Annotated in this window: 15 protein-coding genes; 3 read left to right on the forward strand and 12 right to left on the reverse strand. The window is 41.4% G+C overall.

Annotated elements, in window-relative coordinates:
• Positions 1 to 713 precede the first annotated feature (713 nt).
• The 4 genes from infC to ACFOUY_RS15805 all read right to left on the reverse strand — a co-directional run bounded on the left by infC (position 714) and on the right by ACFOUY_RS15805 (position 5,863).
• The gene (gene infC / locus ACFOUY_RS15790) at positions 714 to 1,283 is read right to left on the reverse strand and encodes a translation initiation factor IF-3 (protein WP_378962014.1); all 570 of its coding nucleotides are present in this window, start codon (positions 1,281 to 1,283) and stop codon (positions 714 to 716) included.
• Positions 1,284 to 1,984: 701 nt separating this feature from the next.
• Positions 1,985 to 2,170, reverse strand: a complete 186-nt coding sequence (locus tag ACFOUY_RS15795; RefSeq protein ID WP_378962016.1) for a hypothetical protein — start codon at positions 2,168 to 2,170, stop codon at positions 1,985 to 1,987.
• A 541-nt stretch (positions 2,171 to 2,711) separates the two neighbouring features.
• Positions 2,712 to 3,947 (reverse strand): cation:proton antiporter, encoded by a 1,236-nt coding sequence (locus tag ACFOUY_RS15800; RefSeq protein WP_378962019.1) that lies wholly within the window; start codon positions 3,945 to 3,947, stop codon positions 2,712 to 2,714.
• 38 nt (positions 3,948 to 3,985) lie between these two features.
• On the reverse strand, positions 3,986 to 5,863 hold the full coding sequence (locus ACFOUY_RS15805) for a mechanosensitive ion channel family protein (protein WP_378962021.1): 1,878 nt from the start codon (positions 5,861 to 5,863) through the stop codon (positions 3,986 to 3,988).
• A gap of 221 nt (positions 5,864 to 6,084) precedes the next feature.
• On the opposite strand from ACFOUY_RS15805, the gene ACFOUY_RS15810 reads away from it, so the two are divergent.
• The 3 genes from ACFOUY_RS15810 (at position 6,085) to ACFOUY_RS15820 (ending at position 10,890) form a co-directional block, all read left to right on the forward strand.
• Positions 6,085 to 8,319 carry a bifunctional alpha,alpha-trehalose-phosphate synthase (UDP-forming)/trehalose-phosphatase gene (locus tag ACFOUY_RS15810; RefSeq protein ID WP_378962023.1) on the forward strand — a complete coding sequence of 745 codons (2,235 nt, stop codon included), beginning with the start codon at positions 6,085 to 6,087 and terminating at the stop codon, positions 8,317 to 8,319.
• 69 nt (positions 8,320 to 8,388) lie between these two features.
• Positions 8,389 to 9,423 (forward strand): AI-2E family transporter, encoded by a 1,035-nt coding sequence (locus tag ACFOUY_RS15815; protein WP_378962026.1) that lies wholly within the window; start codon positions 8,389 to 8,391, stop codon positions 9,421 to 9,423.
• A 204-nt stretch (positions 9,424 to 9,627) separates the two neighbouring features.
• Complete coding sequence (locus tag ACFOUY_RS15820) at positions 9,628 to 10,890, forward strand: DUF2254 domain-containing protein (protein WP_378962028.1); 1,263 nt, start codon at positions 9,628 to 9,630, stop codon at positions 10,888 to 10,890.
• A gap of 419 nt (positions 10,891 to 11,309) precedes the next feature.
• Here ACFOUY_RS15820 and ACFOUY_RS15825 read toward each other — a convergent pair whose 3' ends face one another.
• The 8 genes from ACFOUY_RS15825 to ACFOUY_RS15860 all read right to left on the reverse strand — a co-directional run bounded on the left by ACFOUY_RS15825 (position 11,310) and on the right by ACFOUY_RS15860 (position 20,432).
• On the reverse strand, positions 11,310 to 12,203 hold the full coding sequence (locus ACFOUY_RS15825; protein ID WP_378962030.1) for a mechanosensitive ion channel family protein: 894 nt from the start codon (positions 12,201 to 12,203) through the stop codon (positions 11,310 to 11,312).
• A 10-nt stretch (positions 12,204 to 12,213) separates the two neighbouring features.
• Positions 12,214 to 13,962 (reverse strand): APC family permease, encoded by a 1,749-nt coding sequence (locus ACFOUY_RS15830; RefSeq protein ID WP_378962032.1) that lies wholly within the window; start codon positions 13,960 to 13,962, stop codon positions 12,214 to 12,216.
• Positions 13,963 to 14,046: 84 nt separating this feature from the next.
• The gene (locus ACFOUY_RS15835) at positions 14,047 to 14,619 is read right to left on the reverse strand and encodes a hypothetical protein (RefSeq protein WP_378962033.1); all 573 of its coding nucleotides are present in this window, start codon (positions 14,617 to 14,619) and stop codon (positions 14,047 to 14,049) included.
• A gap of 128 nt (positions 14,620 to 14,747) precedes the next feature.
• Entirely contained in the window at positions 14,748 to 15,137 is a 390-nt protein-coding gene (locus tag ACFOUY_RS15840; RefSeq protein ID WP_378962035.1) for a LytR/AlgR family response regulator transcription factor, read from the reverse strand.
• A 422-nt stretch (positions 15,138 to 15,559) separates the two neighbouring features.
• A complete protein-coding gene (locus ACFOUY_RS15845) occupies positions 15,560 to 15,961 on the reverse strand; it encodes a hypothetical protein (protein WP_378962038.1) in 402 nt (133 codons plus the stop codon).
• Positions 15,962 to 16,222: 261 nt separating this feature from the next.
• Complete coding sequence (locus ACFOUY_RS15850; protein ID WP_378962040.1) at positions 16,223 to 17,560, reverse strand: TIGR00341 family protein; 1,338 nt, start codon at positions 17,558 to 17,560, stop codon at positions 16,223 to 16,225.
• 30 nt (positions 17,561 to 17,590) lie between these two features.
• Positions 17,591 to 18,907, reverse strand: coding sequence for a Na+/H+ antiporter NhaA (nhaA, locus tag ACFOUY_RS15855; protein WP_378962042.1), 1,317 nt, complete (start codon positions 18,905 to 18,907; stop codon positions 17,591 to 17,593).
• Positions 18,908 to 19,739: 832 nt separating this feature from the next.
• On the reverse strand, positions 19,740 to 20,432 hold the full coding sequence (locus ACFOUY_RS15860) for a winged helix-turn-helix transcriptional regulator (RefSeq protein ID WP_378962044.1): 693 nt from the start codon (positions 20,430 to 20,432) through the stop codon (positions 19,740 to 19,742).
• Positions 20,433 to 20,927 lie beyond the last annotated feature (495 nt).

The following is a 20,927-nucleotide window of genomic DNA, read 5'->3' on the forward strand; positions in this document are numbered from 1 at the left end:
GAAATCCGCTGAATCTCAAAATGGTATAGAGTCAATAACCAGGTTACTTCAAAGTAAATTCTCAATACAGTTGACTGCAGATATAACCCTATGATGTAGTACCATTCCTGGTTTCGGAACAAATTTTTGTAGTTCAGGAATAAAGTCCTTATTCAATTCATTGGCTTTAAATTTAGAAATACATTTGATGAAGGGTATTCTAATCGACTGACCGTTGGCACAAGCGTTGGACTAACTGGAAGATAAAAGATGGTAGCGGAAAATAACGCTACCAATTCTAAAATAAAATCATAAACTGCCCATCGTCTACAAGTAGCGTTGGATTTATCGCTTCTGTTTTTTTCTTCAGGGCCAGCAATTGACGGAGGCCACCATGAATATAAATTTAAGATAATAATGCAGTCTAAAATTGATTGTTCAGCAGTTCAAAATCCCTTTTATCCGATTTAATTTTCATCTGGATTAACGACAATATTTATAAACCAGAATATTCCTTTCCTAATTTGAATGATTCGCCGGTATTTATAGGCAGAGGGAGTTGTTTTGATAGACTAACCTATCAATAATGCTAAAGCTCATTCCCTTTTGGAGCCGGAAAAAAAATGTTCCGCCCCCTAAAAAATACTTACCGACAATATAGCTCCCTGATTTCAAAATAGGTTCCGATGGCTGGGAGTATATTTTAAATTTAGAAGAATTTATATTGTCAGGCTTTATTTTCTCGCCACTTTTGGTGCTAGGGTCAGAAACATTCTCTTGCCTTCGAGTTTTGGCAATAACTCAACTTTACCTACCTCTTCCAGACTTTGTGCAAATTTCAAAAGCAGAATTTCGCCTTGGTCTTTATATACTATAGAACGGCCCTTAAAGTGGACAAAGGCGCGTACCTTTTCACCACTTTCCAAAAATGAAACTGCGTGTTTAAGTTTAAACTGGAAATCGTGATCGTCGGTATTCGGGCCGAAACGGATATCTTTGGTTATGGTCTGCTTGGCCTTACTTTTAATCTCCTTTTGCTTTTTTTTCTGTTCGTAAAGAAACTTGCTGTAGTCGATGATGCGGCAAACGGGTGGGACTGCGTTTGGAGAGATTTCAACTAGATCTAGATCCAGTTCTTTCGCCATTTTGAGCGCTTCTGTGAGCGGGTAAATATTGGTCTCAACATTTTCCCCCGTCAGGCGCACCTCCGTAGAGGTGATAAACTCATTTATTTTATGTTCCGCTTCTTTTTTTCTGAAGGGCAAGCGTGGCCCCCTGTAAAATCCTGCTTTTTTTAATGCCAAATTTGAAAAGTTTTAATGAAAAATTTTATTATTTGTAGCGGTAAATATCGATGATATTGATAATATAGCTCTTTGCGAGGAAAAATCCAAAACAATTGGGAAATCATGACGCTATAAGTACGGTTAAGCTTCGCGTTTTCGAATCACACATGAACGAACTGTTTTGCAAAACCTGAGTCTGATTCTATCCCTTTTTCTAGGTCGCTATAACGTTGTTGATTGCCTTATCTTCAATTCTAATCGCTTCAAACGTGATAAGCATAAAACCGGATATAAGAAGCACCAATGCTAAAAAACGCAATATTCTTTCGGTGCTTTTGGTGTTTACCATCCTGTCTGAGCAGGTGAACTCATTGATTCCAATTAGTTTTCTCCGATTGTTTCTTCGCCAGATTGCGAAGATTAAAATAAAGGTGCCGAAAATCAGCGCTAGGATACCGCTAACTAAGGGCATTGGGGTAAAATTAAAGCTTTCCTGTGTTTCTATCATATAAAATAGACCAATAGGAAGCTAAAAAGTTTAAAAATATATTTTTTTAGCATTTATATCGGAGTTTAATGGGATGTGCATCTCAATTGCCAAAATGCTTTTCTTTATGTTGTCTCAAAGCAGTTTTCCCCTAAAAAAAAGCTTTAAGTTTCATATCTGTTACAGTAATGTAACTGAATTTTGTACCGTGATTTGTAGTTTTTCATCCAAATCATTGTGCATCAATTCTTAGAATAAGAGAAGATTCTTTTTTTAAAATCCGCTCTGCTGTTCCGGAGCATTTTCCGTTACTGCTATTGTTGGCTTCCTTTTTTTTACGTTCGTCCCAACTAACCGGGGATCTGGCCCAGGGGATTTCCTCTGTTTCGACAAAGTTTACCAGTATTGGGAGCCCCATTTCAGGGGAGGATCAGCGACAAGCTTCGCTGGCCGCGGTAGATCAGAAGCAGCCAAAATTTCGTAAGAAATTCCATCACCTTAACGATGCCACAAGTGATCTTCAGCCTTTTGAGAAGCGCTTGGAGATTCGCTACCATCTTCCTGTTTCAGCTCCACCAGGTTATGAAACACCACATTTATTTTGCGGGCAACACGCCTTCCTATACAGACTGACTTATTTCTAATTTTTCCTGCCTACGTATTCCATAGAAGAAACTTTTTGAGCGTGCCATTTCCCGTAAGCCAGCCAATGAGTCCAATCGCAGCGAATGCGATGGAAGCGACCGCGAGATAGACAGAGATTTTCTTGGTTATTTTCATCGGTTTTGTAAATTCTTTGGTGATGACCAAAGTAGTCATTTTAAAATTCAATGAAAAAATATGGTTAAAAAATTCAGTATTAATCATTGGGGCGCTAACAAGTGTTAGTTTGATGTTGACTTTCTAGAGGTATTGTAAAGCAGAATTCCGAATATATCATCAGCAATACCTGCTTTTCTTTAAAACCCTAGCCATTTGGCAACCTTTCCGATGCTCAGACCCTGCACCAGGATCGAAAAGACAACAATAATATAGGTGATCAGTACGAACTGTTCGCGGTACATCGCAGGGCTCAGCGAAAGTGCCAGCGCCACAGAAATTCCTCCCCTCAGCCCACCCCAGGTCATTATTGTTACTGCATGTTTTTCAAACTTTATTTTAAATCGCATCAATGAAACCGGGATAATCACTGAAATCCACCTGGCCATTAGCACGATAGCGATACTGATAATTCCGATCCAGAACACCGTTGATTCTATTTTTATGATAAGCATCTCCACGCCGATGAATAAAAACAGTACCGCGTTAAGGATCTCATCAATCATTTCCCAGAACTTGCCCAGATAGTCCCTGGTAAGATCAGACATGCCCTCCCGCCTGGATTTATTGCCGGTAAAAATCCCTGCGATAACCATTGCAAGTGGTCCCGATACATGAAATCTGCCTGCCAGAAAATATCCTCCGGTCACAATGGCCAGGGTGATGAGCACCTCGACCTTATAGTCATCAATGCTTCGCAAAGCCAAATATCCGATATAACCAAGCAACAGGCCAAAAAACAGACCGCCCAGTGCTTCGATCAAAAAAAGCTTGCCTATTGAGATGATGGAAAAATCCCCTGTCGTTGAACGCGCAATTTCTGCAAGGCTCACAAATACAACCACTGCGACACCATCGTTAAATAACGACTCCCCGGAAATTTTCAGCTCCAAACTAGCGGGAATATTTGCTTTTTTAAGGATACCCAGAACAGCAATGGGATCGGTAGGGGAAATTAGCGCCCCAAACAGCAGGCAGTATATCAATGGGATCGGCATATTAAACCAGCCAAAAAGGAAATATACTAATATCCCAACTACAAACGTAGAAATAAGGATTCCTACGGTGGCCAGTACAAGGACCGGCAGGCGTTCAGCCCTAAGCTTGCTGGCATCAATATGTATCGCTCCGGCAAAAAGTAGAAAGCTCAGCATAAAGTTCATCAGCACATCCTGAAAATCTACTGAGGTAGCAAGCGAAATGGCTTTCTCTGAAAGTAGTGATCTGGAGCTCCCCAGACTCACCAGCAGGATTGATGAAATTAGGGAGAGTGCCATAATTCCAATCGTTGGCGGCCATTTGATAAAACGGTGGTTGATATAAGCAAAGATTGCTGCAAGTACTATGGTTATGGCTATAATTTCTTGGGTGTTCATCTGAAATATTGTCTATGCTTTTAACGCTCTGATAAAGCTTAATTCTTTGTTCCTTTTTTGTTCTCTTCTGTTTCAGTACGAAACCGGGGTGCAAGGTAATCGCCGGGAAGGTAATCCTGTGGGATGGTAGTCGAGTTACCGTCCCGGATTGCCTTGTAATGAGGAGACATAATTTCTACGCCCGCACGGTTAAACTCATCCTGAATATTGGCATGAAGAGCAGAATAGATAAATGCCTGACGATTTGGCGAATGGGTATGGGCATTGAGGCGGTAACTTACGTAATAATCATCCAGGCTGGTCTGCAAAACATAGGGCGCTGGCTCGGTCTCAATGAGTTCAGTGGCCAGGGCGGCCTCGATCAGCAAACGGTGGACTGTTCTCCAGGGCACGTCATATCCGATTGTGACTGTAGTATTTATGATCAGACCTTTTTCCGCTGCTTCGATGCTATAATTAACCGTGTGGTTGTTCATCACAGCTGAATTCGGGATAGAGACCACTTCGTTTTGTATAGTCCTCACGCGGGTAACAAGAAGTGTTTTTTCTATAATGTCGCCCGTTACCTCACCGATCTTAACCCGGTCGCCAATCTTAAAGGCCCGCATATAAGTAAGCACCAGTCCCGCAACGATATTGCCCAGTGCACCCGCAGAACCGAAGGTAAACAATACTCCGATGAACACCGATACGCCTTTGAATACGCCCGAATCAGATCCTGGGAGATATGGAAAGATAACAATAAGCATAAAAGCCAGGATCAGTACGCGCACAATTTGATAAGTAGGGTTGGCCCAGTCCTTATAAAAACCGGGGATGGTCAATTTGCCTCTTTCAATCTCTGTTTTTAAAAAACGTACAAATTTGATAACATAGCGGAAGACTACTAAAAGAACCAGTATCGTCATCAGGTTTGGAAAATAGTCCCAGACAGATGTGCCAATTTTTTTTAGCGGGCTAAGAATATACTTGAGCAGATTTTCTGAAAGGTCTCTGGTAAAAGGGAAAATTCCAAACAGCACAGGAAAAGCCAGATAGACCACCACCAGGATAACCAGATAGCGGATAACTCTTATCAGAACCTTCAATGCTCCAAGCTGCCTGGAAGGATCCAGGAGCTCATAGCTTTTTATCTTTATCCCTTTTCCCAAGCGGCTTTCAGAAGAGAGAAACCGTCCGGAAATCTTGGCAAAGAGTTTATTGATGAGATAGATTAGTCCTATAACGACTCCAATAACAAGAAAGGTCAGCAGTATTTCCCTCAACAGTACCTGCCAACTGTTGTCTGTGCGATATTTTTTCAGAGACACCGCTATCTTTTCACTGATTTCTTTTGCATAGGCATTACGATCTTTTCTTGCCCATAACGCATCCTGATCGGTAACCGAGAGGATAAGTGTTCCTCCATAAACTAGGTCTGTAGACTGTTCGGCGTTACTAAGCCGAAGTGAATCGGCCGAGAAGCCTGCAAGGTCGCCAATGCGCTCGAGCCTTTCTGAGATAGCTTTCGCCCGGTCCGCAGCGCTAAAGCTTCCCATACGTGCATAAATGTTGAATAGCGTATCGGCGGAAAGATGCACAGGGGTTGCTTTAATGATCCTCCGCAGGGAGTCTATCTGGGCGATCTGACGCGAAAGATGTACCGAATCCTTTTTACGCAGTAAGGAAAGTTCTTCCATCAACGTGTTTTTCTCTATTCGGTCTTTATCACCTAAGGTACTGACCCGACGTTCCAGCTCTGCACGCTTGAGCGAATCGGAAAGCCGCTCCGCAGATAGTTGACTAACCTTATCCAGTTCGCTGTTGAGTTTTTTGGTATTCAAGCTGTCGAACTTTTTACCAATACTGTCCTGCGGAGTCGTGTTCAGCTGGGCAGAGATGAGTAAGCTTATCGAAAGGGTAAAGATTTTGACCATATTCTACTTTGATATCACAATGTAACAAAATAAAGCCTTTTAAGCTAAAAAGGAGCTATTTTTGTTGCCCCAAAAGGCATTTAATTCATTTTTGCTACCTTTGTCAAAATCCCGTTCAATCCGGAAATATTTTAGCCCCCTCCCTTGCGGGAATCCCGGGGTATTATGGCCTTCCTTAAAAATCATCTGGCCGTCATCTTGTTTCACCTTAAAATGCCGCTATGCAGAAAAGACTACTTATTGTCTCTAACCGTTTGCCAATATCCATAGAAAAAAACAATGAGGGATACTCCTTCCGCCAGTCCTCGGGTGGCCTCATATCAGCTGTAGGAGCCTATCTTAAAGGTCAGGGGAGAGAGGTGTTTTCCGAAAAAGTATGGGCAGGTGTGCCGGACTGCGATGAAGATACCTGGAGCGTTGCCTCCCTCAACCATGGCGGGACCGATTATGATTTTCTGCCTGTTTTCCCAAGCACATCTGATTATGAAAATTATTACAACGGCTTTTCCAATTCGGTTTTATGGCCGCTTTTTCATTATTTTCCTTCACTGGCAGACTACCGGCCTGATTTTTTTAAGGCCTATGAGCTTGTGAACGAGCAGTTTGCCGAGAAATTATCCCCGCTCTTGCATGAAGGGGATACCGTCTGGATACACGATTATCATCTCATGCTCCTCCCTGGTCTTTTAAGGAAGAAAAATCGCGGTATAACCATTGCCTTTTTTCTCCATATCCCTTTCCCCTCAGCGGAACTCTTTAGGGTCATTCCCAGGGGATGGCAAAGGGCATTGTTGGAAGGTGTGCTGGGCGCCGACCTCATTGGCTTTCATACAGCTGAATATGTAAGCCATTTTCTAAAATCCCTCGAGCTTTCCATTGGACTTGAACAGGAGGATGATTACATCACCTACCAGCATCGGGAGATCAAAGCTGATGCTTTCCCTGTGAGCATTGATTTCAGTCTTTTTGATACTGCACATAGCCTAGGGAAGGTCAGCCTGGCCAGAGATAAATACCTTGCCATAAAAGGAGATAAGAAAATGATATTTTCAGTGGACAGGCTGGATTATACCAAGGGGATTTTTAACAGGCTACGTGCATTTGAGCATTTTCTGACTACAAATCCTTCCTATTTTGGAAAAATAGTTTTCATCATGGTTGTAGTACCATCCAGGCATTCGATTTTTCAATACTCGGATAGAAAGAAAAGGATCGATGAATTTATCGGCAGGCTTAATTCAACCATGGGGACCATTTCCTGGCAGCCTGTGATCTACCAATATGACCACCTCAGTTTTGAGGATTTGCTGGGTCTTTATACCGCATGCGATGTCGCACTGGTCACTCCGCTGCGCGATGGGATGAATCTGGTAGCCAAAGAATTTGTTGCCAGTAGGAACGATAAAATGGGGGTACTGATCTTAAGCGAGATGGCTGGTGCTGCATTCGAGCTCACCGAATCCCTGCTCATCAATCCCAATGATGTGCTGGAGATGGCAGAGATGATCCGCGTTGCACTGGAAATGGATCCGCTGGAGCAGGGGCGGCGTCTTTCGGTTATGCGCGAGCGGATAAGCAGGTATGATGTCAATGCTTGGGCATTGGACTTCTTTACCCAGTTGAATAGGGTCAAAGACCGGCAAAAAAAATTGGATATCCGTTTTATGGACGCCTTTTCAAAATCTGTATTGCTTAATGCCTATGCCGAAAGTGCTCATCGCCTTCTGCTACTGGATTATGACGGGACGCTGGTACCCTTTTCTTCACAGCCTGAGCACGCCTCTCCGGGCGAGCCGCTGTTGTCCCATCTTTCAGCCTTGTCTTCAGATCCAAGGGTGAGCCTATACATCATTAGCGGTAGGGACAGTGCTACCCTTGAAAAATGGCTCGGGCATTTGCCCATTGGGCTGATCGGGGAACATGGCGCTAAAGTAAAGGCGATTGGTGGGGCCTGGGCGGTTGCAATTGAAGACATGGCGGCCGGATGGAAAACAGAGATAAGGCCGGTTATGGAAGAAATGGTCTCCAGGACACCAGGAAGTTTTATTGAGGAAAAGGATTTCTCCCTGGCTTGGCATTACCGCAAAACAGAGGCCTCTCTTGGTCTCAAGCGGGCTGGTGAGCTCAGCGCAAGGCTACGGGAAGTCACGCCCGGACTTTCCCTGGACGTACTCGATGGCAACCGTGTTATCGAGGTGAGAAACCATGGAATCAACAAGGGCAGGGCCGTGGAGAATATCCTAAAAGAAAAACAAAACAGTTTTATCCTTTGTATAGGAGATGACCATACTGATGAGGATATGTTCCGTGTGCTTGCCGGCAAAAAGGGTGCCTTTACCATAAAGATAGGAAATCAGGCTTCCCTGGCGGATTATAATTTACATAGCCCTCATGTAGTATCGTCGCTTTTGGGTACCATTATCGATTTTCCTGATCATGATAATACTGTTCAATAGCAGAAATGCCCGGCGCAATATAAACAAATCAGTTATCATTGATAGTAAACCATAAAAATGCATTAGATTATGGAAAAACAGGATAAATTAACCAAGGAGTTCAGCTACATCAAAAAGGTGTGGATTGCTGTAGGGATTATAGCTTTGACAACATGCTTTTTATTAATTATGCAGGCAACTTTTAGTGTTCTGTTGTTAATATTCGCAGGAATATTACTAGCGGTATTTTTTAGAGGCTGCAGCGGAATACTCGAAAAATGGCTGGGCTGGAATGAAAAGGTTTGTACAGCAATAGCAATTTTTGTCGTTATATTGCTAACAGTTGGTTTTTTCTGGTTGGTCGGTGCACAGATTGAAACTCAGGTGTCAGAGCTTTCCGAGACACTGCCCAAAACCATAGAAAATTTAAAGGGCAGGTTGACCAATAGTGATATTGGCAATAAGGTTATGGAAAGAATTACCAGTGAGGAATCCAGCAAGAAGATTCAAGGTTTTGCTACTGGATTTTTCACTTCGACTTTTGGAGGATTTGGAGATATTTATGTAGTAATTTTCATTGGCCTTTTCATTACCGTATCCCCAAAAACATATATTGATGGCCTGGTCGAACTTGTTCCAGAACGGGGACAAGCTGAGACCAGAAGTCTAATCGATACCCTGGGCATTCAGCTTAGAAAATGGATTAAAGGAAAGCTGTTATCTATGCTGGTAGTATTCATTCTTACTGCTATAGGTCTTGCAATTCTTGGAATTCCACTATGGCTTGTACTTGCCTTGCTGGCTGGTATACTGAGCTTCATCCCAAATTTTGGACCCATTCTTGCCCTTTTACCTGCGGTGCTTGTAGGTCTTTTACAAAGTCCGCAAACTGCCCTTTGGATCACTGGATTATATATTCTGATTCAATTTATCGAAAGCAATTTTATCACAACAATCATACAACAAAAGATGGTTAATATCCCTCCGGCATTGATAATTTCTGCGCAGATGATGCTCGGTACTTTGACCGGTAGCTGGGGGCTCGTACTATCCACGCCACTGACCGTTGTGGTCATAATTTTAATCAAAAATCTATACATTAAAAAAAGAACTCCTGAAGGTTGATAATGTTTATTTAAAACGCTACATTACTCTGTGCTTCAGGTGTTTGCTGTGTTAGCTAACCTAGGGGAGGGTCTGGTAAAATGAAATTAAGTATGTTTTTTGCAGAGATCAGTTTAGATGAAGCAACCTAGGGCAGATTGGACAGGCTATTGGTGTAGCCTACCACCGGCTTAGAGCCGATAAATTAAATATAAAATTAGGAAAATGAAAGTAAAAGTTCTGGTCCAAAATACCCTCAAGTCAATAGATATCCTGTATTCGAAAACAGTTAGCAGCATTGCTTTTATCCCGGCAATTGTTGCCTTGGTGTTCTTATTTCTATCGGTATTCATGGTCCAGTTTGATTATTCCGAATCCGGAAAGGCCATTAAGTCAAATTCTCATTGGCTTACCCTTAAAGATGCAAGTACTGCCAGGAGCATTATCTCCACAATTACCGGCGGGATCATTTCGCTTACCGTATTCAGCTTCAGTATGGTGATGATACTTTTAAATCAGGCTGCCTCACAAATGAGTAACAGGATACTTGAAAAGCTTATCGGTAACCGCTTTCAGCAGATTGTTCTAGGCTTTTATATTGGCACTATCGTATATGCGCTATTCCTCCTCAGCACCATACGCGACATTGACTCGGGTGTATATGTGCCTGCCATCAGCACATATTTGCTAATCTCTTTTACGGTAATAGATATTTTCCTTTTCATATATTTCCTTCACTATGTTACCCAGTCGGTCAAATATGAAACCATAATCCATAAAATCTTCAACGATACACAGAAAAGTCTTGAAAGAAATTGTACCACCAGGGATGTTAAGGAGCCTTCCTTGCAACAATTATCAGGTACTGTTTTAAATGCCAGCAAGTCTGGAATCTATCAGGGCTTTATGGAAAAGCCACTGCTAGCATTATGCTCAAGAGAAAACCTTGTCATTCGAATTGAATGGCCAAGTGGTACAATGATCATAAAAAACACACCTTTTCTATCAGTGCTAAACAAGAATGAGGTTTCTAAAGACCTCCAGGAGGAAATTATTGGCTTTATCAATATTCATGGCGGACAAAATATCGATACCAATTATTATTACGGTTTCAGGCAGTTGATGGAAGTCGCAGTCAAAGCACTCAGTCCAGGTATCAATGATCCTGGAACAGCGATCTTAAGTCTGCAGGCACTCGGCCATCTGCTAAAAATTCGAAGTGAGCATTATCCACAACATGAAATCCTTGACCAGGATAAGGAAGCCAGGATCTTAGTCAAGGAAAGAACTTTGGAAGAGATTTTTGCGGATTGTATTTATCCTATTTGGGACTATGGAAAGCATGATAGGCTCGTTACAATGGAAATGCATCATATTCTTTTACTCCTTTCCACAAATACAAACATCCCGGTTTTTGATAAAATGCTTGACAAAGTAAAGCGATCAGAGATGTATCAGGATGTAAATTTGAACTTTAAGGGAAGCTGACCATCACCAGCAGAAAGGGAATATCATTTGAAAGTGTCCAGTATCTGCAGCGCCCATTACCTATACATCGTGTCACATAAGATTTTTTGCGAAATCCTTTAGGTAGATTTGGTTATTATTTATTCTTTTTGAGGCTAAGAGCTTCCGTGATAGGCGTTGCTGTCAGAACATGGAGTACGATGGAAATCAACATGGTAGCGGACGCGACTGCCCACAGCACATACTGATCATCGAATTTTACTTCACCGAAAGCCAGTTAATATATATACCCCATACCACGAATTCCAAAAAAACTAATTGCAAGTTTTTCCTTTATTACTATCGTTATCGCTCGCAGTCTGCCGGCAGATACTAGCGGGGTAACATCATTTGCTCTGTTTGGTTTCAATTATTTCGCCGGGCTTGAAAGATCAGTCTAATTACTCCGCTCTCAAATTTTGCTGCACGTCCATATACGACACACCTCCCTTTATTCCAAAATCAAGCGTTCTGATCGGAAAGGGGATCATGATATTATTCGCATCATATGCTTTTTTGATTCTGATGATACATTGGCTCTGAACCTCTAAAAAATTAACGTTTTCATGGATATTGATCCACAGCCTGATCACATAATTAATAGAGCTGTCACCAAACTCTGTATAGAACATCGTTACTTCTTCCTCTTCAACCAGCCCTTCAATATCCTTCACCGCTTCAATGGTTATTGTTTTAACGCGCTCAAGATCCTCACCATAGGAGATTCCTACTTTTAGGTCTACCCGCCTTTTGCCCAACAGGGTGTAGTTTTCTATTGGGTTCTGAAAAACGTCTTTGTTTGGAATGATCACCATTTGGCCCTGGTAGGTTCTAATGACCGTATCCCTTAGGTTAATTTCTTCAACCTTTCCCATATAATCCTTTATCTTAACAATGTCTCCAACATATAGGGGTTTTCTCACTGAAAGAAAAATGCCTGAAATAAAATTTGAGGCAATATCCTGAAAAGCAAATGCAAGGGCAAGTCCAATAATTCCCGCCCCGGCTAAAATGGAGGTTACCGCCTTATCTAACTGCAAAACGCTCAGGGCCACGAAGATTACAATCCCAAGCAAGAAAATATAAATCAGAGAGCTAAACAGGTTGTCCAAAGCCTCATTTAAAATAAAACGTCTTAAAAGCTTTCTCAAAAGGTTCCGCAGGCGCTTTGCGGCATAGAATCCTAAGACCAGGATAAATGCTGCAAGGGCTATGTTTGGTAAAATTCTGATGAACTCTTTGGCCCAGAGGCTGAGTTTATCCAAAATTAATTCATAAGCGTGTTCGATATTCATAAGTCTGTTGTTACATGATAAGTCTAACCCCACCGAGTTCGGAGACATGGTATGGGAATTTATTTCCGGGAGCTCCTATAAACATAAAATTCTTTGGTATTCCCCATTCCTGAGATAACCGCTCGATAAGTTCGGGACCAAATTGTCCCTCTATCTCCACAAAATCGATATCAATATCTGGATAGGCACGGTCTAATACCAGGATATCTGACCTGAGGTTTTCATTATCGCTATCGCTATTGGTGATATGCACGATCTTCAATTTCTTTGTCGCCTCATTTTCCTCTACATAGATCATAACCCTGTTCAGTACTGCGACGTTATCTCCCCGGGTAAAAAACACCAATTCCTGTGAGTTAATCTTTATAAGTGCCCGGTGAAGCCTGATATTATCCAGCACCAGCCTTTTATAAGATTTGTCCAGATGGCGCATCGAATATAGTGTCCACTTGATAATCTGGGACCTTTTTAGCATTACAATGATGAACAGCATTGCCGGAATCAGGTATTGCAGAAATACATAAAATGCATGGGCATTCAGCAGCAGATTGCCAAAGAAAGCCGCAAGGATAAAAGATATCGCTACAATTACCGATAGTATTGTAGCCCTTTCAGGACGAGGAAGCCGGTTCCTTTTTATTTTCAACATCAGGTTGCCAATACCAAAAAGTGCCATCACCAGGAGGAAGGAAAAGGTGTAAACTCCTGCGAGATTGACCAGATTGCCCCGAGTAACCAATAGTATAGAAAGGCAAAGGATAAAAAAGCCAATCACAATCCGGTAGTTTACCCCCCTGCGGTTCTTCACCAGGAAGAAGTTGGGAAGGATTCTATCCAGTGCTATACGTTCGGCTAGTCCGGTAACGCCCACATAGGAGGTCAAAACTGCTCCGCTTAGGACCAAAACAGCATCAATAGAAATCAGGTAAGCCAGCCATTTACCGCCCGCGGTCTCTCCGATAAAAGAAAGGAGTGACTCTTTATGGTCATCAATACCGGCAAGGGGAATAATGCTCAGCGCCAGTAGCGCAATGGCAGGGTTAAAAAAACTTACCACCCTCCACATGTTTCTTAGTGTTTTCGGAAAAACGCCCGGCTTTTGTTCCTCAACAAAGTTCGCAGAACTTTCAAATCCCGATATGCCAAGCATGGCAGCGGAAAAGCCAAAGAATAATGCAGCCATGATGCCGCCTGAACGGACAGGAAGTTGCCAGTTTTGCTCAAATACCGCTACGCCATGATTGATTACAAACCAGCCCCCTGCCAGAATCAGCAAGGTGAGGGAAGCAATGTGAGTGATAAATATTATAACAGCCACAACTGCGGATTCGCCGATTCCTATAATGGCCAGCATCATAAAAATTAACAGCAGAAGTATCGTCGCCGGAATTAAGGGAAGCACATGAACAATATCCCTGAAATAGTGCATACCTTCATATGCCGAGATTACTGCAGTAGCCATGTAAGACAAAATTGTCAGACATGCAGCGAAAGAAGCGGTAGATTTAGAGGTTGTATTAAGCAGTACATTGTACGCGCCACCGTTTAAAGGAAGCGCACCCACAACCTCACCATATATTTTTCTGAAAAGATAAAGCACCAGCCCCACAACGATCAGCGAGATCCAGGCATATTGACCAGCGAATGAAATGGTCAGCGCGGCGACATACAGACAGGAAGAGCTGATATCATTACCACAGATAGCAGTTGCTTGAAGCTCACTCAATTTAAATGAAGGTTTGTGTAAAGATGTGTCCATCAATCTATTGTTTAAACTAAGTTCATTAATTCATTTTGTCTGATCCCTGCATTATAAATATCTTGAATCAAATTTCTTGGCACCTCAATCCAAATTAGGATTAGGCATGTTATATTTAATTGAAAGGGTACCAAGACGCTTGTCCAAGCCTAATATCGGCGTAGTAATGATTATGGTTCTGCCACCTTGAGTATACATCTTGGTGCTATCGGATTTTAGGAAAGCGCTGTTGTAAAAGGTAGAGTATGGTTTCCCCTCCTCCTTTTTATCTGTAGAAAGCAGAATAACATTCCGTTGATCAACAATGGAGATTTCTTCAAAGTTCTTTTCCTTTACCATCTGGTTCATGTAAACATTGATATCCTGCCTGTTTCCTGAAATCATTTTATCCCGGATTGCCCAGGCAAGGGGTTTGGATAATAATATTAGTTGCGACTTTAAGCCAGAATCCATCTGCATGGAAACTTTTCTTTTGAGGGTTTTACTGGCCATTTCGCTTTCAGATCTGACCCTCCCTAATTCGACTGCTTTCCATATCCAAAGACCGGAGAGCAGAGCCAGAGCGATGACAATCACAATAAGAAAGCTCTTCCTGGACACCATTGGTACGCTTTGATGGGATAACTCTTGCTGATCAGTTGGTCTGGTTTTTTCCATAATGTAATATTTTGAATGGTAGGTTTGATAAAGACTTTTATTTTTTTAACTGTTATTCCTTGCAACACGAATCAGGCCAAAACGAAATTAACCTTAAGAAGGATACAATTCTTCGGGCATTTAAACGCTTAGGCATTTAACCGGGCATGTTGGGATTGTAGCTCATTTACCGTCAGTGCGAATTTCTGCAGACTCACAGGTTTGAGCAGGAATCGGTCAGCGTTTACAGAAAAGGCCTCCAGCGCACATTCGGGGTGTCCGGTCACAAACACGATAAAGCAAACATGCTCCCGTAACATACGTGCAATGTCAAGTCCGGAAATATCCATATCAATATCAAGAAATAAGAAGTCTACCCCTTTTCGATCTTTGATCTCTTTTATTGCAGCTGCCGGATTCGAAAAGGTTGCGTGAACTGATAACTCAGGCAGGGCATATACATATTCCTTCAAAAGCTGAATGCAATTTATATCATCATCAATGATTACACACTTATATTTGGATTCTGGTCTCATCATTTAATCACGGGTTTAACTTTATATTTTTCCTGGCTATTTGTTTTATTGGTATCGCGAACATGGGGATTACATGTCTTCACTCTGTTGCTTCTATAGGCTCAATGGAAGAAAAAGGGCCAGAAATATTATCCGGCCCAATTCCAGACAACAATGCTTTATTCACGGGAGTCGTAGCTAATCTATTCCAGTTTACGAGCCGTTTTTTTGTTAATTGTAAGTTCTAGAGTACTTTCAGGCTTAAAATTAAACACTACCCGATAATTAGTATATGAACAGTTTATGTAAAATTTAAAATGAGCTAATAAGACTTTTAGTTATCCTTGGTGCATTAATCACACTCAAATATTGTTAAAAGTCCATAGGATGAGTAAACCAATTAGCGTATCGTTAAAAAAAAAATGATAGGTAGGTGGATCTTGAAATTAGAAAGAAGCAAGTCTATGCATAAATAGCACAACGGCGGTGATTACATTAGGCGTATGATAATTTATAATAGGGTCGCGGAATTGATTAGCTAACTTGTAAACAACGGTTTCTGCTGCTTTAAACTCGATATAGGAATCTCCACCCATTTGGAATTTCTTCCTGTATTTGGATTGCCTGCCCTCAGGGTTAGAAAAGAGACCGCCCTTTATATTTACCGGAGTGATGTTAGCGATCTTATTAAGATCCTTTTCGAAGGAGGTAATTTTAGGGCATGACTTGAATGCAATTATCCTTGCTTTTGATGAATGAGAAAAAAAAACAAGTAAACAGGCAAAAGCGATTCCCATAAATAATGGCAAATACTTTTTTATACCTGTCCCGATATCGTTTTTCCTCATCAATTGAAGTAGTGATTGTCAATATACAAAAAATTAATTTAAAAAAAAACCTCTTAGCAACAGAAACTATTCAGCACGGATGCACCGAGAGTGGAGACATCCGATTTTCGACAAATAGATTTAATGGTATGGGGCTATTTTACGCTTAGTTTTAGCAGGCATTGGTATGGTTTGTTATTTTTTCAGTCATCTTTTTTCACGGTTTTTGAAAACCCTATCTCCGAACAGATCGATAACTAATTTCTCTAATCTTAGGCAGCATCAATTACTACTATAAATTGTCTTTAGAGAATCTACTTTTAACCGGCTTTTAAGCCAGGAATGGATCTTCATCTGATTGCTGGCACTGGGCGCTTTGGATACCTCGGCACTGAAAAGGGTGAGGGTGTCTTTGCGTTGGGTATCCAGCCTGCTTATCACAGTATTGGAAAGTGAATAGCTTTTGATCTCCGGAAACAGGGCAATAAGCTCAGATCTAATCTCGGGCAGGGGCTGGGCAAGCTTATCGGGCTTTACCGAGCTACCGGACTGGTTCTCTTTTTTGAAGACGTCTTCCATTATACTGGCCTTAATCTGCGAAAAATCAATTTCCTGCCTGGCATTAAGCCCCTGCCTTATCTGCAAAGTAGTTCCTTCCAACTTATATTTCTTTAGATTACCTTTTATGGAGTTTACTTTACTCTGGGGAAGTTCGTCCCCGATCAACAACAAGTCGATCTCTTTTTCTCCTTTAACGTAACGAAGGTTCCGGTTGATCACCTGGGTAGTTTTGAAGTTGAACTGCTCACGAATGAACTTCTGTGCATTGTTTTCAAAAATACTTTTCTGCACAATACCGTAGGCAAGGTATATACTGGGGATGACGGTGACGAGTACGCTGATAAGAATATATCTAGAGACCCTTTTTTCCACTCCCGGATCCTCGAAATGTTTTTTGTCAAATTTTAAAAATCTTACGATAAGATAGGTCGAGATACAGATAAATAGACTATTGATGAAGAACAAATATAGAGCGCCAAAGAAAAAAGGCCAGTTGCCCATAGCCAATCCGTAACCTGCCGTACAAAGCGGTGGCATTAGTGCCGTCGCAATGGCTACGCCTGGGATAACGTTACTCTTGTCCCTCCTGGTGGCGGCAATGATGCCCGCGAGCCCGCCGGTGAAAGCGATAAATACATCCCATATGGATGGAGTGGTTCTGGCGAGAAGTTCGCTCTGTGCTTCGTGAAGTGGGGTGATGTAGAAATATATGGTTGAGGTGACTATACTGATAAAAGTAGCAATCAGCAGGTTTCTCCCGCCTTTTTTAACGAGTTCGAAATCATTTGTACCAATACCCAGGCCTATCCCCATGATAGGCCCCATTAGTGGAGAGATCAGCATGGCACCGATAATCACTGCTGTGGAGTTCACATTCAGCCCTACGGATGCGATAATGATTGCAAAAATGAGCGTCCAAAGTGGGCCGCCAACAAATATAGAATTTTTGGAAATGGAATTTACCACCTCACTTTCATTGGCCTTATCAATTTGCAGATTGAAACGATTTTCAATAAAGGCTTTTAGTGCACCCCTCACATCATCTGTTTTCTTTTCCATGTGGCTGTTTTATATATTAACTAACTTGTTTTACCTGCCTCTTTTTCCCCTAATGCGCTTTAGCACGACCGTCCCCAAGACTCCAGCAATTATCGAGGCGATTAAGATTCCGTATTTGGCCTGAACGATAAATGCAGGATTTTTGAACGCGAGCCCACTAATGAAAAGCGACATCGTAAATCCTATTCCCGCAAGTAAAGCAACACCTGCGATATGCTTCCAGTTTGCCCCCTCGGGTAAATTTGAAATACGGAATCTAACCATAACCCAGCAAAACAGCAAGATTCCGGTAAACTTTCCAATGATCAGGCCTGCAGCAACGCCTATCGAAACAGGGTTAATAAGCGAACTAAAAAAATCCGAGGTGATCACTATGCCGGCATTTGCCAGCGCGAAAAGGGGCATTATCCCAAACGCCACCCAGGGGTGTAGTGCATGCTCAATGGTTTGCAAAGGTGTTTCAGCTGCCATGCTCAACGTTTTTACTTTTTGAATAGTCTTGTTCTGCAATGGCGTTATCAGCGTTCCCCTCTCGGGGATGTCGGCCTCAAAATCGTAAGAAAGTTTTCTTAAGTTACTCGAATAGATCTGCTCATCAATTCGGGTAACGGCCGGGATGGTGAAAGCAACCAATACCCCAGCAATGGTAGCATGCACGCCGGAGAGTAAAAAGCCGATCCACACGCATATGCCAAGCAAGAGATAGAATATTGTACTTCTGATTCCCATCCGGTTTCCCACCATCAGCAATATCAGAAAGCCGGCACCTACGGCCAGTGGTACAAAATTGATCTGGTCTGTATAGAAAAAAGCAATCACCAACACTGCGCCCAGATCATCGGCAACGGCAAGTGCAGAAAGGAAGATTTTAACCGAAACGGGGATGTGTTTGCTGGCCATGGAAAGAAGGGCCAGCGCAAAGGCGATGTCGGTTGCCATAGGAATTCCCCATCCGTGGTCGGCGTTTGTACCTTTATTGATTAAAAAATATATCACTGCCGGAACCAGCATTCCACCCAATGCCGCACTCATCGGAAGAGACGCCTTTTGAAGCGAGGAGAGTTCTCCTTCCATGAATTCGCGCTTAAGTTCAAGACCTATTACGAAAAAGAAAATAGCCATAAGTCCATCATTTATCCAAATATGAAGCGGATGACTGAGTAGAAATTTATCAAATCCTATAGTAAAATTGATATGCCAGAGGTGTTCATAAAATTCATGGAAGGGTGAATTTGCCCATAAAATAGCAATCACTACACTGATAAGCAGCACTATCCCACTGGTATATTCCAAATGTATGAAGCGGCTCACCGGAGCCATAATCTTCTCAATTGTTGTTTTTTCCATATTCCACAAAATTCCAAATATACATTTTTAAAAAACTATCCGTTTTATTGCACAAACCAATTTATTTGATCCCTTTGCGCCAATTTTCAATTGACTATAAGTGACTTAAAAATAAGGTGTTATAAATATATTATTATTGGCTATATGGGGTCAATTGAGAGTGGTTCATCCAGGTTATCAAAAGATTGAGTTTTAAACGATTTGGCCATTCAGTCACTCCAGGTTTGTTGGATTAACCTAATGCAAATCGTTAAGATCCGCTTTCAGCCGAATTTTGAGATGATAAACCAGTTCACTATTTTATTAGCGGTTAACACTTTAACGCTTATGATGCTCAAGACTGCTTTTCGCAACATAAAAAGCTAAAAAAAAATCATTATCCATAACTGGTTCTCACCCGAAGGACCTTATCGAAATTTCAAAAATACCAAGTTTTAAGTATTGATTTACAGTGTTTTATTGATTATATTAGTTTCACTCAATTTAATCAAACGCTCTCAAGAATGAAAAGAACAAAAACTAGCGTTGACTTCATCGATAAAACTGTGATAAAAGTGGGTTATATCATTCCATGTTGCACTGAACTAAAGAATGACAGCATAGCTTGTTTTCTGCAATGCCTTCAGGTAATCTTAAAATCTACCTCGATCAGTTGTCTCTTGGACTTAGAGTTCAATCAGTGTGTAGTCATTCGTTTAAATGTATCCGGCCTACTAAGTACATATTGACTCAGTAACCTACTGTTTCTAGCTTTGCGTCGATGAATACTGAAGAAAAACGCATTTCAATGACTTCGATGATCAAAGACTGGCGCGGCAGCTAAGTTATCATGTTAAACTTTTTCTTTGTTCCACGCCGATATATATGCTAACAATGGACAAAGGCTTTGTCCATATTCCGTGAGTGCATACTCTACTTTCGGTGGAACTTCCTTGTATTGTTTCCTGCTAATCAAGCCATCGGCTTCAAGTTCTCGCAATTGCTCAGTTAACACTTTTCTCGATATAGTATCGACATACTCCTTCTTTTGATGTTCGCGACTTTCAATGTACTTTACTATCGCCTCTTCTGTTATTCCTAAAAGATTTTCTATTCCAATCTCGAATAGATATTCAATAAAGTTGCTTATTGTTTTCTTGTAACGTGGCAGCGTTTTCTTCTCGCTTATTCGTTGGGATATCAGGAAATCAAGGTATTGATTCGCAGCTTTCCCAATATCACCCCTTAACGGGTATGGTACCGCATGGTGTATTCTTCCACCAAGATTGTCATTCAGCAACACATTGGTTAGCAACTCAATACTTTTAATAAGGTCGCGATGGCGGAATGTAACACCGTAACCATCATGGCACGTCAGCATATATTCATTGCCGACGTTTTCGTCATAGTCAACCAAACCTTTTGAATTCATGAATTCAAGAATTCCCTTCTTCCATAACCAATTATAGATATAGATCCGGCTACTTGAATATCTCGCTTCTTTTAAAAGGTGATTGGCACGTTCAATAAGATTTTGAATTTTCATAACTTTTAATTTTAATGTAGATTTTGTAATATGCCACACTAAAGTTATGGAAAGTGATTATGTATATATTATTCTTAAAAGGCTGATAATTAATTGATTTTTTTATAATCTGGAGAACTTATTATCATAACGATATTGTTGTCATAGCCTTTTTTATGGAAAGCTTTCCGTAAAAAAGGAGAAAGTCTAAGAAAAAAAAGGTAAAATTGTCATGCCGTCAGCTATGACAGGCCAAATCCCCGAGGGGGGTCAGTATCATGCATTACTGGGGTCAATATCACGGTTCTTCGTCACTTTTGGTGAAGATTTATGTGTTAACAATTAGAAACTGCCCTGATTCACAAAAAAAAGAGTATTTAGTTTGCACCGCCATTTCGGATTGGTTCAAGGTTTATGGTTTTCAACAAAAGTGACGAAGAACCAGTTTGGAGCGAAATGAGGTTTCAGCTTATTTCCGGATTCAGCGGACAGTAATGCCGAAACATGCACTAAGCA

Source organism: Pedobacter jamesrossensis (assembly GCF_042650905.1).
GTDB classification, from domain to species: Bacteria; Bacteroidota; Bacteroidia; order Sphingobacteriales; family Sphingobacteriaceae; genus Pedobacter; species Pedobacter jamesrossensis.

Coding starts and splice junctions, on each gene's coding strand:
- ACFOUY_RS15795 (WP_378962016.1), bottom strand. CDS start 2,170: ATGGGGCTCCCAATACTGGTAAACTTTGTCGAAACAGAGGAAATCCCC.
- ACFOUY_RS15800 (WP_378962019.1), bottom strand. CDS start 3,947: ATGAACACCCAAGAAATTATAGCCATAACCATAGTACTTGCAGCAATC.
- ACFOUY_RS15805 (WP_378962021.1), bottom strand. CDS start 5,863: ATGGTCAAAATCTTTACCCTTTCGATAAGCTTACTCATCTCTGCCCAG.
- ACFOUY_RS15810 (WP_378962023.1), top strand. CDS start 6,085: ATGCAGAAAAGACTACTTATTGTCTCTAACCGTTTGCCAATATCCATA.
- ACFOUY_RS15815 (WP_378962026.1), top strand. CDS start 8,389: ATGGAAAAACAGGATAAATTAACCAAGGAGTTCAGCTACATCAAAAAG.
- ACFOUY_RS15820 (WP_378962028.1), top strand. CDS start 9,628: ATGAAAGTAAAAGTTCTGGTCCAAAATACCCTCAAGTCAATAGATATC.
- ACFOUY_RS15825 (WP_378962030.1), bottom strand. CDS start 12,203: ATGAATATCGAACACGCTTATGAATTAATTTTGGATAAACTCAGCCTC.
- ACFOUY_RS15830 (WP_378962032.1), bottom strand. CDS start 13,962: ATGGACACATCTTTACACAAACCTTCATTTAAATTGAGTGAGCTTCAA.
- ACFOUY_RS15835 (WP_378962033.1), bottom strand. CDS start 14,619: ATGGAAAAAACCAGACCAACTGATCAGCAAGAGTTATCCCATCAAAGC.
- ACFOUY_RS15840 (WP_378962035.1), bottom strand. CDS start 15,137: ATGATGAGACCAGAATCCAAATATAAGTGTGTAATCATTGATGATGAT.
- ACFOUY_RS15845 (WP_378962038.1), bottom strand. CDS start 15,961: ATGAGGAAAAACGATATCGGGACAGGTATAAAAAAGTATTTGCCATTA.
- ACFOUY_RS15850 (WP_378962040.1), bottom strand. CDS start 17,560: ATGGAAAAGAAAACAGATGATGTGAGGGGTGCACTAAAAGCCTTTATT.
- nhaA (WP_378962042.1), bottom strand. CDS start 18,907: ATGGAAAAAACAACAATTGAGAAGATTATGGCTCCGGTGAGCCGCTTC.
- ACFOUY_RS15860 (WP_378962044.1), bottom strand. CDS start 20,432: ATGAAAATTCAAAATCTTATTGAACGTGCCAATCACCTTTTAAAAGAA.